Annotated in this window: 15 protein-coding genes and 1 other annotated feature; of the genes, 10 read left to right on the top strand and 5 right to left on the bottom strand. The window is 39.9% G+C overall.

Features of this window, described 5'->3' with window-relative positions:
• Positions 1 to 30 precede the first annotated feature (30 nt).
• Entirely contained in the window at positions 31 to 1,146 is a 1,116-nt protein-coding gene (locus M3226_RS06945) for an aminopeptidase (protein WP_251563838.1), read from the bottom strand.
• A 210-nt stretch (positions 1,147 to 1,356) separates the two neighbouring features.
• On the opposite strand from M3226_RS06945, the gene M3226_RS06940 reads away from it, so the two are divergent.
• The 5 genes from M3226_RS06940 to ccpA all read left to right on the top strand — a co-directional run bounded on the left by M3226_RS06940 (position 1,357) and on the right by ccpA (position 5,387).
• Positions 1,357 to 1,818: a DUF948 domain-containing protein gene (locus M3226_RS06940; RefSeq protein WP_251563836.1), complete on the top strand. Its 462-nt coding sequence runs from the start codon at positions 1,357 to 1,359 to the stop codon at positions 1,816 to 1,818.
• A gap of 20 nt (positions 1,819 to 1,838) precedes the next feature.
• Positions 1,839 to 2,330 (top strand): YtxH domain-containing protein, encoded by a 492-nt coding sequence (locus M3226_RS06935; protein ID WP_251563834.1) that lies wholly within the window; start codon positions 1,839 to 1,841, stop codon positions 2,328 to 2,330.
• Between the two features lie 90 nt (positions 2,331 to 2,420).
• Positions 2,421 to 2,750 carry a bacillithiol system redox-active protein YtxJ gene (ytxJ, locus tag M3226_RS06930; RefSeq protein WP_251563832.1) on the top strand — a complete coding sequence of 110 codons (330 nt, stop codon included), beginning with the start codon at positions 2,421 to 2,423 and terminating at the stop codon, positions 2,748 to 2,750.
• 272 nt (positions 2,751 to 3,022) lie between these two features.
• Entirely contained in the window at positions 3,023 to 4,099 is a 1,077-nt protein-coding gene (locus tag M3226_RS06925) for a bifunctional 3-deoxy-7-phosphoheptulonate synthase/chorismate mutase (protein WP_251563830.1), read from the top strand.
• Positions 4,100 to 4,388: 289 nt separating this feature from the next.
• Positions 4,389 to 5,387, top strand: a complete 999-nt coding sequence (gene ccpA, locus M3226_RS06920; protein ID WP_251563828.1) for a catabolite control protein A — start codon at positions 4,389 to 4,391, stop codon at positions 5,385 to 5,387.
• Positions 5,388 to 5,953: 566 nt separating this feature from the next.
• Here the strand turns inward: ccpA and M3226_RS06915 are convergent.
• The 3 genes from M3226_RS06915 to M3226_RS06905 all read right to left on the bottom strand — a co-directional run bounded on the left by M3226_RS06915 (position 5,954) and on the right by M3226_RS06905 (position 8,488).
• Entirely contained in the window at positions 5,954 to 7,126 is a 1,173-nt protein-coding gene (locus tag M3226_RS06915; RefSeq protein WP_251563826.1) for an acetoin utilization protein AcuC, read from the bottom strand.
• Positions 7,123 to 7,770, bottom strand: coding sequence for an acetoin utilization AcuB family protein (locus tag M3226_RS06910; protein ID WP_251563824.1), 648 nt, complete (start codon positions 7,768 to 7,770; stop codon positions 7,123 to 7,125). The genes M3226_RS06915 and M3226_RS06910 overlap by 4 nt, the downstream gene beginning before the upstream one ends.
• An 85-nt stretch (positions 7,771 to 7,855) precedes the next feature.
• Positions 7,856 to 8,488 (bottom strand): GNAT family N-acetyltransferase, encoded by a 633-nt coding sequence (locus tag M3226_RS06905; RefSeq protein WP_251563822.1) that lies wholly within the window; start codon positions 8,486 to 8,488, stop codon positions 7,856 to 7,858.
• 200 nt (positions 8,489 to 8,688) lie between these two features.
• Here M3226_RS06905 and acsA point away from each other — a divergent pair, with 200 nt between their 5' ends.
• Positions 8,689 to 10,407, top strand: coding sequence for an acetate--CoA ligase (gene acsA, locus M3226_RS06900; RefSeq protein ID WP_251563820.1), 1,719 nt, complete (start codon positions 8,689 to 8,691; stop codon positions 10,405 to 10,407).
• Positions 10,408 to 10,424: 17 nt separating this feature from the next.
• Here the strand turns inward: acsA and M3226_RS06895 are convergent, their stop codons facing one another.
• Positions 10,425 to 13,247 (bottom strand): transglycosylase domain-containing protein, encoded by a 2,823-nt coding sequence (locus M3226_RS06895; RefSeq protein ID WP_251563818.1) that lies wholly within the window; start codon positions 13,245 to 13,247, stop codon positions 10,425 to 10,427.
• A gap of 148 nt (positions 13,248 to 13,395) precedes the next feature.
• Positions 13,396 to 13,615 (top strand) — a binding site (T-box leader).
• A gap of 58 nt (positions 13,616 to 13,673) precedes the next feature.
• Here M3226_RS06895 and tyrS point away from each other — a divergent pair.
• The 4 genes from tyrS (at position 13,674) to M3226_RS06875 (ending at position 16,157) form a co-directional block, all read left to right on the top strand.
• Positions 13,674 to 14,930 (top strand): tyrosine--tRNA ligase, encoded by a 1,257-nt coding sequence (gene tyrS, locus M3226_RS06890; RefSeq protein ID WP_251563816.1) that lies wholly within the window; start codon positions 13,674 to 13,676, stop codon positions 14,928 to 14,930.
• 102 nt (positions 14,931 to 15,032) lie between these two features.
• Positions 15,033 to 15,221: a DUF6954 family protein gene (locus tag M3226_RS06885; protein WP_251563814.1), complete on the top strand. Its 189-nt coding sequence runs from the start codon at positions 15,033 to 15,035 to the stop codon at positions 15,219 to 15,221.
• A gap of 34 nt (positions 15,222 to 15,255) precedes the next feature.
• Positions 15,256 to 15,396: a hypothetical protein gene (locus M3226_RS06880; RefSeq protein WP_251563813.1), complete on the top strand. Its 141-nt coding sequence runs from the start codon at positions 15,256 to 15,258 to the stop codon at positions 15,394 to 15,396.
• Positions 15,397 to 15,824: 428 nt separating this feature from the next.
• Positions 15,825 to 16,157, top strand: a complete 333-nt coding sequence (locus M3226_RS06875) for a hypothetical protein (RefSeq protein ID WP_251563811.1) — start codon at positions 15,825 to 15,827, stop codon at positions 16,155 to 16,157.
• Positions 16,158 to 16,242: the final 85 nt, after the last annotated feature.

Here is a 16,242-nt window from a genome sequence, read left to right as displayed (position 1 = left end):
GCCAGCGTTTATTGGCATCCTTTCCTATTTTTATTTTAAATTGTTAGGGTTTAAGACATCTAATTCTGGAAGAACAAACAAGCCATCTTTGCGGATTAAGACATCATCAAAATAGATTTCTCCGCCGCCATATTCCCCGCGCTGGATATTAACCATATCCCAATGGATATTGGAATGGTTGCCATTGAATGCATCATCATAGCATTGACCCGGAGTAAAATGGAAGCTGCCGGCGATTTTTTCATCAAATAAGATATCCTGCATCGGAGTCAGGATAAATGGATTCACACCAATGGCAAATTCCCCAACATAACGTGCCCCTTCATCAGTATCAAAGATTTTATTAATGCGGTCTGAATCATTGGATACCGCTTCAACAATTTTCCCATTTTTAAACGTTAATTCCACATTTTCAAACGTAAAACCTTGATAGGGTGATGGGGTATTATAAGTAATAACACCGTTAACTGAATCCTTTACAGGGGCTGTGTAAACTTCCCCGTCAGGAATATTTAGTCTACCGGCACATTTGATAGCAGGGATATCTTTGATAGAAAAACGAAGGTCGGTTCCGGGACCCGTGATGTGAACTTTATCCGTACGGTTCATCAATTCTACCAAGCTATCCATTGCTTGATCCATCTTCGCATAGTCGAGATTACATACATTGAAGTAAAAGTCCTCAAAAGCTTCTGTGCTCATTTTAGCTAATTGAGCCATGGAAGAAGTAGGGTATCTAAGGACAACCCATTTTGTTTTTGGAACACGAATGTCGCGATGCACCTTTTTGCCGATCGTATTGCCATGTATTTTCATTTTTTCATCCGGGACATCCGATTGTTCACTAATGTTATCACCTGAGCGCAGTCCTATGTATGCATCCATCTTGCGCATGACGTTTGCTTCAAATTCAGCCATCATGTTAAATTGTTCTTCTTGTGCTCCCATTAATAGGGAACGGTCCACTTGATGGTCTTTTAGTAGGACAAACGGATAACCGCCTGCCGCATAGGCTTCTTTCACAAGTGCGGTAACGAGTTCCCGCTGGAGCCCAAAATTTTCAATCAGTACCTTTTCACCTTTTTGAAGCTGGACAGAATAATTAATTAAATTTTTAGCAAGTTTCTCGATACGAGGATCCTTCACACTAACGCCTCCAACACGAAATGATATTTCAGTTCTATTGTACCCGAACAACGTCAGAAAGTTGAAATAACAGTAAACTTATGGATAATTTTTTGAACAAATAGCAGGAAAACAAGACAAATTTATGGAAGTAGTATAAGATTATTTGCGAGGTTTATATCTAAAAAAATAGGATATACATATGGATAAGATTTAAGTCGGAGGTGCACGATGCAAATTATTTTATACTTAAGCGTGGCCTTGATAGCGATCGCGTTTTTTATATTGGTTATCTATTTATCAAAGACGCTTAAATCACTACAGGTTACACTTACCAGCGTTTCAAACACATTGAGTGGACTAGAAAAACAATTGGACGGTGTGACAACAGAAACAACCTTACTTCTACAAAAAACAAACGCACTAGCAGAAGATATTCAGCAAAAATCTGAAAATCTAAATAGTGTAGTAGCGGCTGTAAAGGATGTAGGAGCAACAGTGTCCCAATTTAATGGGACACTGCAGAATATTACCCATACGGTTGATCAGCAGGTAGAGGATAGTAAAGAAAAGATTTCGCAAATTGTTCAATGGGGGAATATTCTCCTTGAATTAAAAGAAAAGTGGCAAACAAGGAAGCAGTCTAAACAAGAAGTAACTGTAAGTGAGAGACAAAGGGTAAGGTCACACTAACAAAGCAAAGGAGGAAGAACATGACAAGTCGAGATTATGAATCAAGAGAAACGAATCAAATCCGTAATGAGGGATCATCAAGCCCCTTCCTATGGGGTGCACTAATTGGAGGAGTAGTAGGAGCCGCGGCAGCCTTGCTTTTTGCTCCTAAAGCAGGGAGAGAGCTTCGTTCCACACTTGGCAGTCAAGCAGATTCTCTTATGGATAAAACCGCAAATTTAAAGGAAAACGTAGTCGCTAAAAGTAATGAATTGGTTTCTAAAACATCATCTATTTCTCAGGGAATTGTCCTGCAATCCTCAGAACTAGTTAATAAAGTTATAGGTAAGACCCCTCAACAGGAGGTAGGAAGTCACGATTCCGAAGCAGCCTATATACCAATTCATGGACCGAATCAATCCTCAGAAGCGAAAAAATCAGAATTAAAATCACTTGATAGCTCGGATATTAGGAAAAAGTTAGAAGAAACGCAAAAGGCATTTGACGAAGAAGAAAGTAAAGTGAAACTTTAAAAGAGTTACTAATATTTGTGATAAAAATGGTGAAGTGTTAAAATTACTTCACCATTTATTTATTTTTAATCCTTTGGAGGTATACAGAAAATGCTTGAAAAAATTGATACGATTCAACAATTCGATGAATTAATGAAAACGGAAGGTACATTCTATCTTTTAAAACATAGTTTAACCTGTCCCATCAGCCACGCTGCATATAAGGAATATGAAAAGTTTGCCGGATCCAATCAAGAGATCCCGACTTATTACTTAGCCGTTCAAGATTCACGTCCGTTATCAAACGAAATTGCCGAAAGATTCGAAGTAAAGCATGAATCACCACAGGCTATTCTTTTTTCTGAAGGGAAGGCTCGCTGGAATGCCTCTCATTGGAAAATTACCAACCGTTCCCTTGCAGATGCGGCTACTGAAAAATAAACTTTATGTAAATTTAAAATTTTAAGAAACATTAATGACTAATGGGCATATATTACTCTATTATAAGTTAATTTACTTTAGTGCTTAAAAGCGTTTAATTGTTAAAGAAAAAACAAGTGACAAAAGATTATTTTTCAGCTATAATAAGCCTAATTATTCAAATATTATAAAATTTTAAAACTTTAAGCTTGTAAGTCATTATCTTTAAAAGAGAATAGCATCTATACATTCGAAAAGAAAATGATTTGCAAAAAGGAAGGACGGGGCGAATAATGAGCAATACTGAATTGGATCAACTGAGGAATCGTGTTGATGAAGTTAACTTGGAATTATTGAAACTAATTAACGAAAGAGCACAACTTGTTCAAGAGATTGGACGAGTTAAAGGGAATCAGGGGGTTTATCGCTACGATCCAGTCCGCGAAAGAAAAATGCTTGAAGTAATTAAAGAACATAATGATGGACCATTTGAGGATTCAACCATTGATCATCTTTTTAAGGAAATTTTTAAAGCGGGGCTTGACTTACAGAAGGATGATCATGAAAAGGCCTTACTTGTATCCAGAAAGAAAAAACCTGAAGATACGATTGTTACATTGAAGGGTGAAAGTATCGGGGATGGAAAACAGCATTTTGTTTTTGGTCCTTGTTCTGTTGAGTCCTATGAGCAGGTAGCCACTGTTGCTAAGGCTATGAAAGAAAAAGGCTTAAAGCTTCTTCGAGGCGGTGCCTATAAACCAAGAACTTCTCCATATGATTTCCAAGGTCTAGGAGTAGAGGGGTTAAAAATCTTAAAACGTGTGGCTGACGAATATGATATGGCAGTCATTAGTGAAATCGTCAATCCGGCAGATATTGAAATGGCTTGTGATTACATCGATGTCATTCAAATTGGTGCCAGAAATATGCAGAACTTTGAGTTATTAAAAGCTGCTGGTGCGGTTAACAAGCCTATACTTTTAAAAAGAGGTCTTGCTGCTACAATTGAAGAGTTTATTAATGCAGCAGAATACATTATGGCTCAAGGAAATGGCCAGATCATCCTTTGTGAACGTGGTATCAGAACATATGAACGTGCAACAAGAAATACATTAGATATTTCTGCTGTTCCAATTCTGAAAAAAGAAACACATTTACCAGTTATGGTGGACGTAACCCATTCAACTGGAAGAAGAGATTTATTACTCCCATGCGCGAAAGCTGCTATTGCGATCGGTGCAGACGGAGTTATGGCGGAAGTTCACCCAGATCCAGCCGTAGCCCTTTCAGATTCTCAGCAGCAGATGGATCTTAAGCAATTTGATGAATTCTATAATCAATTATTAGCATCAAATTTTGTTAATATCTAAAGTTCACAAACGAGCAAACCAGTAATCGAAGGCCTTCTGCAATGAATTGCGGAAGGTTTTTTCATATTTTCGAACGTTTTTAATAAAATATTGACTTTTTCAATTGCGGCTTTAATCTAGTTGTCGTATCATTAAGTACATATGAAGATTGTTTATTATATCACAAAGAAGTAATCCCGGACGGTACTTAGGAAAGTGAAAATAGACAGGCAAATAATTATGACTAGTTTTTTGCAAACAGATGTAAAATAAAGAAAAACAATGTTCGTTCTAGGAGAGTGTATAAAAGGTGAATATCACAATTTATGATGTGGCAAGGGAAGCTAACGTATCAATGGCAACTGTTTCCCGTGTAGTCAATGGAAACCCAAATGTAAAACCAGTAACCCGTAAAAAAGTATTAGAAGTAATCGAAAGATTAGGCTACCGTCCAAATGCCGTGGCAAGAGGATTGGCTAGTAAGAAAACCACTACGGTTGGAGTTATTATTCCTGACATTTCCAACATCTTTTTTGCAGAGTTGGCCCGTGGTATTGAGGATATTGCGACAATGTATAAGTACAATATCATTTTAAGTAATTCAGACCAAAATAAAGACAAAGAACTTCATTTACTTAATACCATGCTTGGAAAACAGGTAGATGGGATTGTTTTCATGGGTGGTAATATTACTGCTGACCATGTAGAAGAGTTCGGTAAATCTCCAGTACCGATTGTCCTTGCTGGTTCTATTGAAGAATCTAATCAAATCCCTTCAGTTAATATTGATTATGAAGCAGCAGTCTATGATTGTGTGAAAGAGTTTGTGGAAAAGGGTCATAAACATATTGCTTTTGTGGTTGGACCTCTTCATGAGCCAAAAAATGCTCAGAAAAAATTAAAGGGCTATCAAAGAGCACTTCAAGATGCAGGTCTTCCATACAATGAAGAACTAATCGTTGAAGGTGACTACACGTATGATTCTGGAATCGAAGCCTTCGAAAAGTTATTGGAAGCAGCAGACAGGCCTACGGCCATTTTAGTTGGCTCTGATGAAATGGCACTTGGCGTTGTTCATGGGGCAGAGGACAAAGGTTTCCATATCCCTGAAGACTTTGAGGTTATTACCTCAGACAATACCCGGTTGTCACTAATGGTGCGCCCGCAGCTGACAACGATTGTTCAGCCGTTATATGATATTGGTGCAGTTTCCATGCGTCTTCTAACTAAATTGATGAATAAAGATAAGACTAGTGATCCAATCGTTGTATTACCACACCGAATTGAACATCGTAAATCGACAAAATAAAAAAGTGGGTTGGCATCTAACTGCCAACCCCTTTCTTATGAGATAAAAAAGTATAAAAGTTTTTAACTTTTGAGAATTGTGTAGCTCCAGCGCCTAGCCCCTCGATGGTCTACAGCTTATCCAGTTGCGGCTTCTTGGCACGCAAGTCTAGCCATCCCCTGAAGAAGGCAAAAAGTGCCTTCTTTCAGGGTACGTCTTAGCCTAGAGTCCCAGGACAGTCGCCTCCACATTTAGGACAATCCGTCCAAAGGTTAAAAAGCAACCTTTCGGCCGGCTCGTCTTATGCTTGGCTACAGAAAGCTATCGCTTTCTGTACGCATTAAGGCGACTAGTCTTTGACCCTGCTTTCGCCGGCCAGTCGACAAGTCGCCCTATATCGGGGCTGACCAAGGCGTTTGCGCTTTTCTTAAGAGATAAGAAAGTATAAATTTTGACTTCGAGAATTGTCCAGCTCCAGGCGCCATCGGCTCGAGGTCACAAGCCAATCCGGCCAAAAGGTTAAAGAACAACCTTTCGGCCGGCTCGTCTTGTGCTTGTCGCCGATAGGCGGGCGCCTTGCGCTTTTCTTATTTGTATCCAGTTTTTTGCTGATCCCGAATAGGGAAAAGAGCTTTTTCAAGTGTTAGTAAATTCTTTTCGGTAATTTCTGCTTTTCTTGGGATCGGAGTATAGATCCCTTCAGGGTCATCCCATTCCATTGGCAGCGGAATAGGGGATACCTTTTGCCATTGATTTATCCACCCTTCTGGCAATCGGCCATAACCTATCATATTCTCTGTCATTTCAAGCCAAATCAGTGCCCATGCCCTTGGCACCACACGCCAGATGTCATACCCGCCTCCACCGACAGCGATCCACCTGCCATTACAGTATTGATGGGCAATCTCATGTGCAAGCCGGGGTATTTCCCGATATATTTTCATCGTTGCAGATAAATGTGTTAAGGGGTCATAATAATGGGAGTCAGCGCCGTTCTGGGTAAGGATGACATCTGGTTTAAAAAATTCAGCCACTTCTTTGATAGATTCTGTGTAAACATGCAGCCACGATTCATCTTCGGTAAAGGCATCGACAGGAATATTAAACGAATAACCGTATCCGAGACCTTGTCCACGTTCATTGATGCTGCCTGTACCAGGAAACAGGTATCTCCCTGTCTCATGAATAGAGAGTGTACAAACATTAGGGTCATCATAAAACGACCATTGAACACCATCACCGTGGTGGGCATCTGTATCGACATATAATACTCGGGCATGATACTTTTCCTGCAAGTATTTAATGGCAACAGAGCTATCATTATAGACACAGAATCCTGAGGCTTTACCGCGGAAACCGTGATGTAACCCTCCGCCAAGGTGAAGGGCATGCAGAGCTTTTCCTGTCATGACTTGGTCCACAGCCATTAAAGTCCCGCCAACAAGTAAGGAACTGGCTTCATGCATATGAGGGAATATGGGGGTATCCTCTGTACCTAACCCATAGTTTTCAGCAACTTCTTTCGGAAGAGTTCCCTCTCCTGCCTTTTTCACAGCCTCTATATAACATCGGTCATGGACTAGCGCTAATTCCTCTTCAGATGCCATCTTTGGTGGTATAATCTGTTCAGGTGATAAAGCATGTATTTGATGTAAGAGGTCAACGGTCAATTGCAGCCGGAATTGATTAAAAGGATGATTATCATTAAATTTATACTTTAGCAGTTCTTCTGAAAAAATAAAGGAGCATTGATCACTCATGATGATATCCCCGGAAGGTTGGGCCATAAGACCTGATGGCCTGCTTGTTTTAGATCTTGAATGAGTGCTGTCGGGTTCATGGTTTGCACCCTTAAGACAAGTATTTTATAATGATCATCCTTTTTATCTGGGTAAACGAGGACACTTAGGATATTCGCGTTTTTCTTTTTTATCACAGCCGTAATATCACTCAGTACTCCGGTGAGATTAGGAACCTTGATTTCGATTTGCGAACCTGGCTGGTGTGCGCCTGTTAACTCAACCATTGTCCGAAGTAAATCGGTTTCTGTTACGATTCCGACTAGCTTTCCGTCATGAATAATCGGGATACAGCTAATTTTGTGTTCATAAAACAGACCGGCAGCTTCTTCGACAAAATCTAGTGGATGCCCTGTGATGACATTTTTCTCCATAATCGTTTCTAATGGTTTTTTTAAATCTTCTGGATGTTCATTTGCGTGAAAGATGGAGGGGGTTGCTTCACTTATATTTGCTACGGTTATCAGGCCTTGTAAATGCCGATCTTGATCTACAATTGGAATGTGACGAATCTTTCGTGTATCCATTAATTGGATAGCATCTGCGATCGTATCTGCGGGAAAAAGGACGGCAACATCTGTTTTCATGATTTCTTCTATTATCATTCAAATCACCCTCAAACAAAAAGTTTAAGCTGTCTGGATCATGCAGCCAACAGCAAGTGCACAGCGCTAATAGACGCTTTCGCTTTTAGTACATAAATCGATTCATAAACCTAAGCCGGTCAAATTGTTGAATAGAATCAGCACCTATTCTTTTGCCTATCCGTGCCATTAGACAGTTGGCTGGATGAGAGCAAATCTCAGGGTCATCTGTTGCATACCACTCCAGGCCGCCAGCGTTCATCATTTTCTCCATGACCTTTCGATAATCCCAGACATTTAATCCTGTACCTTTTAAATCCCAATGCCAATAATATTCAGTTGTAATGGTAATATAATCGTCCATGGCATCATCCATCATGGAGACGACTAGGAGATTTTTTCCGACCGAACAGCCTCTGAATTTAGGAATTACTTCGATGGCCCCTAGTTCAATCAAATTATCCATTTTCCCCTCAGACCATCGCTCCAGAGGATCAGGATAAAGATAAGTTGCATATCCAACAATGGTATGCAAATCCCTAGCAATAATGATTCTTCCCTCTGGAAGGTCAGCAATTCCAATTAACGCCTCGTGTTGTTGCTCAGGCTGTCGAAATGCCACGAGGTCTTGATGAAATTCATATCCTGCCAGTTGATCCGATGGTATTGGGCCCTCAATAATTATGTTTCCATGAGGGGTTTTTAGTTCTTTGGCATTGTATGTTTTTTTGTGTTCCATACTGTCACCTACTCGAGAGATGGTTGTGTATCAATTCTATTATACATAAAAACTATTAGAAAAAAGAAATTTCAAAAAGTTTTTATGTAAGTAAATAGGAGGTAATCCATAAAATTCAAGAAAAAAGTATTTTTAAAATTGTGAATAGTTCTCTTTTGTACTATAATTATCTCATACTAGCAAATGAGGAGGAGAATCAGATGAAAGTGGAAGCGCTACCAGCTGTGAAAGGTGAGTTTAATCTTGGCAGTTATGAGGAAATGTACGAACGGTTTGACTGGAAGGAAGCAGAAAAGGAATTTTCCTGGAGTGAAACAGGGCTTGTGAATTTGGCGTATGAGGCAATTGATCGCCATGCGGAAACCTTCCGGAAGAATAAGATAGCTCTATACTACCGTGACGGTTCTAGAGATGAAAAGTACACTTTTAAGGAAATGAAGGATCTCTCCAATAAGGCAGCAAATGTTTTGAAATCCTATGGAGATGTGGAAAAGGGAGACCGTGTTTTCATTTTTATGCCGCGTTCACCGGAACTTTACTTTACTGTTTTAGGTGCGATTAAGCTGGGAGCTATTGTTGGCCCATTATTTGAGGCATTTATGGAGGGAGCGGTACGAGACAGGCTGCAAGACAGTGAAGCAAAAGTCTTAGTCACAACCCCCGATTTGTTAGAACGTGTCCCTGTTCAAGATTTACCGGCCTTAAAGCATATCTTTGTGATAGGGAATCAGGTAGAAGAGCAAGGATTAACAATTGACTTTTTAGATAAATTTAAGACAGCAAGCAAAGAACTTACGATAGAGTGGGTTGATCGGAGAGATGGTCTGATCCTGCACTATACATCTGGATCAACTGGGAAGCCTAAAGGAGTATTGCATGTACATAATGCCATGATTCAACATTACCAAACTGCAAAATGGGTTTTAGATTTAAAAGAAGATGATGTATACTGGTGCACCGCCGATCCTGGCTGGGTGACAGGTACATCCTATGGTATCTTTGGACCTTGGTTAACAGGCACTTCAAACGTCATCGTCGGCGGCCGTTTTAGCCCTGAGTCCTGGTATCAAATGATTGAAGACTTTGGAGTTACCGTATGGTATAGTGCACCAACTGCATTTAGAATGCTAATGGGAGCAGGAGATGAACTAGTTAAGAAATTTGATTTAAGCAGTCTGCGTCATATCCTAAGTGTAGGTGAACCGTTGAATCCAGAAGTGGTGAAGTGGGGAGTTAAGGTCTTTAATAAGCGGATCCATGATAACTGGTGGATGACGGAAACGGGTGCACAGCTAATTAGTAATTATCCTTGTATGGCCATTAAGCCTGGTTCAATGGGGAAACCAATTCCTGGAGTGCAAGCGGCGATTGTTGATAATCAAGGAAATGAACTGCCTCCATATCGAATGGGCAATCTAGCTATTAAAAAGGGCTGGCCATCGATGATGCAAACCATTTGGAATAATCAAGAAAAGTATGAATCCTACTTTATGCCTGGTGACTGGTATGTTTCAGGGGACTCTGCTTATATGGATGAAGATGGATACTTTTGGTTTCAAGGCAGGGTTGATGATGTTATTATGACATCCGGAGAGCGTGTAGGTCCGTTTGAAGTAGAAAGTAAACTCGTTGAGCACCCGGCTGTTGCAGAAGCAGGGGTTATTGGTAAACCGGATCCTGTCCGCGGTGAAATTATTAAGGCTTTTGTCGCTTTACGGGACGGTTTTGAAGCGTCTGAAGAACTAAAAGAAGAGATTAGACAATTTGTTAAGAGGGGTCTCGCCGCCCACGCAGCTCCTAGAGAAATTGACTTCCGTGATAAATTACCGAAAACTAGAAGCGGTAAGATTATGAGACGGGTATTAAAGGCATGGGAGTTGAACCTGCCGACAGGCGATCTTTCAACAATGGAAGATTAAAAAAACAACCGCACCAATCATGGTGCGGTTGTTTTACTTTTCTGATTTTGTGGTACGTTTGTTTTATCTTTCTGTGCCGGTGGTGTAGTCGGAGGTATAGACGGTGGTGGTGGTGCAGCTCCAACTTCAACCGTATTGGAAGCTGCAGATACATTGCCGGCAATATCCACAGCAATTACGTGATAGGTTCCACTTCCAGCCGTATAGGACAGCTTTGAGCCGCTGTTTATGCTAGCAACCTTTGAACCTCCTTGATATACTCGGTAACCGACTACGTCATTGTCCCCTGACTTGGACCAGGACAATGTATTTCCGGAAACTGAAAGAGTAACTCCATCCGGATTTTTGCCGTTATCGACCATTTTGGCAGTAGGAACAAGTACCTTTCCCCAACGGTCTCTATTTGGTATCAACTGACTGTAATTATTAAAATTACTTCCAACCATTCTAGTGATGAAGTCCGGGTTCAGAACCAAACCAAACTGAGCAAACTCATTCGGTGTGGAATCCAAGGCTAAATATTTTTTACCACCTACAGTGACAAATTTTCCTTCCACTAAACTATCATCTACTTTTGTTGGTACATTATTAACATTAAAATAATCACTTTCAATTAATCCGGCTTTTGAACAGGCTGCAGATGGCAGCATACCGGAAACAGCACAATAAGAGCGTTTTACGATTCCATTTGGCATCTGGAAAGAGTCCTTTGGATCCACCAGATCCGGCTTGATGTCATAAGCGGCATTGATTAGTTCTGCCCATAAATTATTTGTACGCTGACTATAGGACATTCCGGATGTCTTTAACGATTTAGGTGTATCGTAACCTGTCCAAATCCCAAAGGTTACATTAGGGTTGGTGGCAACAAACCAAGAATCGATATACTCATTACCAGTTCCGGTTTTACCAGCCCAATCTGCACTAAACTTTAATTTACTTTTCACACCAGAAGCAGTCCCCATCTTAATAACATCCCGCATCATATCAAGCGTTAAATAAGCAGTTTGAGGTTTAAAGACATCAACGGGTTTTACTTCATGCTGATAAACGATCTTGCCGTCTTTATCGACAATCTTATCAATCATATAGGCATCAATAAATTTTCCATCGTTTGCAAATGTACTAAAGGCATTTGTATTTTCTTCAATCGTTACCCCTGTTTCCATTGAACCAATTGAAGTTGCAAGATTCGTATAGTCCGGCTTTTTAAGCGAAGTAAAGCCCATCTTTTCAAGATATTTTGCCGGTTGTTGATTCACAATTTCTTTATAAAGTTTAACGGCAGGTACGTTATATGATTTAGCTAATGCATAACGGGCAGAAACAATCCCGCTATACCTTAAATCATAGTTACGCGGCCAAGGTGTGCTTCGTCCATAGGCAAGACTTAGTGCCACATCAGGCAGCGGCGTTCCTGGTGATGCCTTACCTAACTCAATGGCCGGACCATAAACTAGAAGCGGTTTCATGGTTGAACCATTCTGTCTGACAGCACTTGTTGCGTGATTAAGCTGCTGTTTATCATAATTTCTTCCGGCAACAAAACTGATGATTTTACCTGTTTTGTTTTCAATCAGCTCAGCACCGACCTCGACCGGCTCCATTACTGTTATTTCATCTCCGGTCTCTGGATCCTTCTTTACTTCGGCTTTATCAGGTCCGTAGTATTTATAATTATCCTTCACTGTCTGCATGGCATCATAAATATTTTTATCAATCGTGGTATAAATCTTATAGCCATTTTGGTGCAGGTCATGATTGGCTATTGTTTTATATTTATAAAAAAGAGTGTCGTCATTTTCTAAATCCTTCTCTGTGTACCCATCTTTTTTGGCCAGCACAGTGGTAAGGGTCTCGATAGAACGTTTTTCAATTTCAAATGTAAGCCATGGGTATTTTTCAAGCGGATTAGGTACAGGCTTGATAAAATCTTTTGTAATGTCGTAGGCAGAAGCTTCAGCATATTGCTGCTGAGTAATGTATCCACCATCAAACATTCTTTTTAAAACGGTTTTCATCCGCGTAAGTCCTGGCTCAAGATTGTTTTTGACTGTACCGTCTCTTGTAAATGGTGTATAACCAAACGGACTTTGCGGAAGACCGGCAATAAAGGCTGCTTGCGGCAGTGATAGATCACTTGCGCTTTTTCCGAAAATACCTTTTGCAGCTGCTTGAACACCGGCAATGTTTTGACCTGAAGAATTCCTTCCGAAGGTGGAAACATTGAGGTACGCTTCTAATATTTCTTTTTTGTTGAAGAATTTCTCTAAACGAAGCGCAAGTAAGATTTCATTGGCTTTTCTTTGAAAGGAGACTTCATTCGTTAAAATCTGGTTTTTAATCAATTGCTGTGTTAAGGTGCTTCCACCTGATTGAACAGAGGAATTTGTTACTTCTTGAAAAAGAGCTCGAAAAACCGCTTTCGGTACGACCCCTTTATGCTGATAAAAGTATTGATCTTCAGTCGCTATTACAGCATTGGTTAAATCCGTTGATACTTGGTCAAGTTCTACTTCTTCACGGACCAAATCAGACCTGAGCCTGCCAAGGTAGACATTATTAGCAAAATATAAATCTGACGTTTCGGTATAGTTATAAATATCCTTTTTCATACTGGCATACGAGCGGACGGGTTCATCTTTAACCAGTGAGGCAAAGTAGCCTGCACCAACACCTGTAGCAAAGGACCCGCCAAGAATGACAACAGTCAGTACAAGGAGAATTAAGTTCCAAACAACCTGATAGGTAATTCGTGCACCTTTTACCGTTTTTTTATGGGTAATCAAGTCTAATATGGATTTTGCCTTTTCCATCCATGCTTGCAATTTTTCATTCATTCGGGGCATCACCTCATTATAAAATCCCCTCCATTATAGCATATCGATGATACAAAAACTGACAACCTTCTACATTTTCTGAAATTTCCAGTTCGTTGTTTGACAGGGTGATTTAAATATGGTAAAAAAAGCTATAGCATATTTTATATTTAAAGCTGTGAAGGGAATCAACTGTAGTTCTTCTATCCCTGTTTTTAAGAGAGTCAGCGGTGGTGAAAGCTGATACATATAGAAGAATGAATTACGTCCTTGAGCTTTTTCTGTGAACACGATCGTTAGTAGCAGAGAACGGTTTAAACCGTTATTTTATTGAGTTGGAGGATTTTTTCCTCAAGCTGGGTGGTACCGCGTAAACTTACGTCCCTGCATTTTTTGCAGGGGCGTTTTTATTTTTTACGAAAGCTTTTATTAAATGGAGGGATTTTGGTGGATTTATTACAGGATTTGGCATGGAGAGGCATTATTTATCAGCAGACAGATGAAGAAGGTTTAAAAGATTTATTAAGCAAGGAAAGTATTTCGCTTTATTGCGGGGTAGACCCGACTGCGAATAGCTTGCATATTGGGCACTTAGTTGCGTTTTTAACACTGAGAAGATTTCAGCAGCATGGTCATCGACCTATCGTATTGGTTGGCGGTGCTACTGGATTAATTGGAGACCCAAGCGGTAAAAGTGAAGAGCGTAAATTGCTTACTTTGGAAACCGTTCAGGAGAATGTTGAAGGCATAAAAAAACAGCTTGCCTCTATTTTTGACTTTGATGGTGAAAATGGAGCTACTATGGTTAATAACTATGATTGGGCAGGCTCTATGGATATCGTGACGTTCTTGCGTGATATCGGTAAGCATATCGGTGTTAATTACATGCTTGCCAAGGATACCATTGCATCACGTCTGGAAACCGGGATCTCTTTTACCGAATTCACCTACACAATTTTACAGGCAATGGACTTTAATCATTTATATGACTACCATAATTGTAAATTGCAAATTGGCGGCAGTGACCAGTGGGGGAATATCACTTCAGGACTGGAATTAATCCGGAAAATGCATAATGAAGAATCAAAGGCATTTGGTCTTACGATTCCACTTGTTACAAAAGCCGATGGAACCAAATTCGGTAAGACAGAAGGCGGTGCGGTCTGGCTAGATCCGGAAAAGACCACTCCGTACGAATTCTACCAGTTCTGGATTAATACAGCCGATGCAGATGTAGTGAAATACTTAAAATACTTTACTTTCCTATCTCAGGAAGAAATTGAAAGCCTTGAACAAAGCGTCCAAGAAGAGCCGCATCTTCGTAAAGCACAAAAAGCATTGGCGGAAGAAGTGACCCGCTTAATTCACGGTGAAGAATCTTTACAGCAGGCGATTAAAATTTCTCAAGCGCTATTTAGCGGTGAAGTGAAAAATCTTTCAGCTGCAGAAATTAAGCAAGGTTTTAAAGATGTACCTTCCTATGATGCAAAAGAAGGTGAAGAGAATTTAGTTGATTTGCTTGTTGCGGCAAAGATTTCTCCTTCAAAGCGTCAGGCGCGTGAGGATATTACAAATGGAGCAGTTACTGTAAATGGGGAAAAGGTGACAGATACAGCGTATATCCTTCAGGATACAGATCGTATTGAAAGTCAATTTACGATTATCAGAAGAGGTAAAAAGAAGTACACGTTAATCAACTATTAAAGATGAGGGCTTTGGGTTTCCAAAGCCTGTTTTTTATTATTTGGTAACAAAGGTCATTGGAGTACGTCTATACATATATAACAGGAAAACGAGGTGGCAGAAGTGAAAATATTGTTACATACTTTCTTTATTATTCTCCTAATCGTTGTAACATTTTTAGGATTGGGTCCAGTTCTCATAGCGGATGGTTCCATCCAAGAAAGAATTTGGACGGCAGCTATTGTCATCGTCCTTTATCTAGTCATATCCTTTAGTTACCGAATAGCCTTGAAGAAGGTGAATAAAAGATAAAAAAACCCACTTACCAATTTGTGGCGGATCCGATTTGGTGTACCATTGTGGTGAAAATCTTGATATTGAGGAATTACCTTTAATAGATGAATTGAAGGAAGCGTTAATGGAATGGGTATCGGAATATGGTAAATGGATTGATTTTGAAACCGATTCATTAAAAGAAAATGGATGAAAGCTAGTGGAAATCACATTGAAAAAGGGTTGCAATTATTCCAAGAGGTGAAGAAACAGTTAGGAGAACAATATCCAATTGTATTTGCTCCATCCGAATTTTGAAAATAATTGACTCACAACAAAAGGACTGTTTCGGCAGTCCTTTTTTCATTATGGGTTATATATGTTTCGTGGTCAAACTGTGGTCACAAATCATAAGACTTCATAAATTAAAGATTTGTTGCCTTCATATGGCTTCAAAAATGTATGTCGAAACAATTTGTCCTCCCTTCCACTGTTTGCATGAGGTTTAACTAATGTACTCAAAAAATTAACCGTAAAAATTGGCCAAGCCAGAGAAAATGTGCCATTTCAATAGTACAAGCGCCGTCTCTGAAAGGTCGTTTTTTAATAAAATATACAAAGAAACGAAGGAGGTGATTATGAATGCCACATTCGAGTAGTTCTAGTAGTTCTAGTAGTTCCGACAGCCATAGCAAAGGCCACCACACATCTAGCCCTGACCACACATCTAGCCCTGACCACACATCTTGTACTCCATCAACTGTAAGCCTTACTGCTACAGGGACTGTTAGCGCAGTTTCAGATAACCTACTTCCTATCCTTGCAAACAATTGCGGTATTACCGTAGGTACTGGTACTGAACCAACATTCGAAGCTGTATTCACATGCTTAATTAATGCAGGTTTGCGTTTTGTAACTATTTTTCCAAGAACTGGTGTTGAAGGAGGAGTAGCTCTATTCGTCCACTGCGACTAGTTTGAACAACAGGGAAAGCCAAGGGGATGAACCCTTGGTTTTCCTTAGCATTTTTAAATATTATCATACCGAATGAAACATCTAT

The organism is Neobacillus cucumis (genome assembly GCF_023715505.1).
This window is presented reverse-complemented; position numbering and strand designations above follow the sequence as displayed.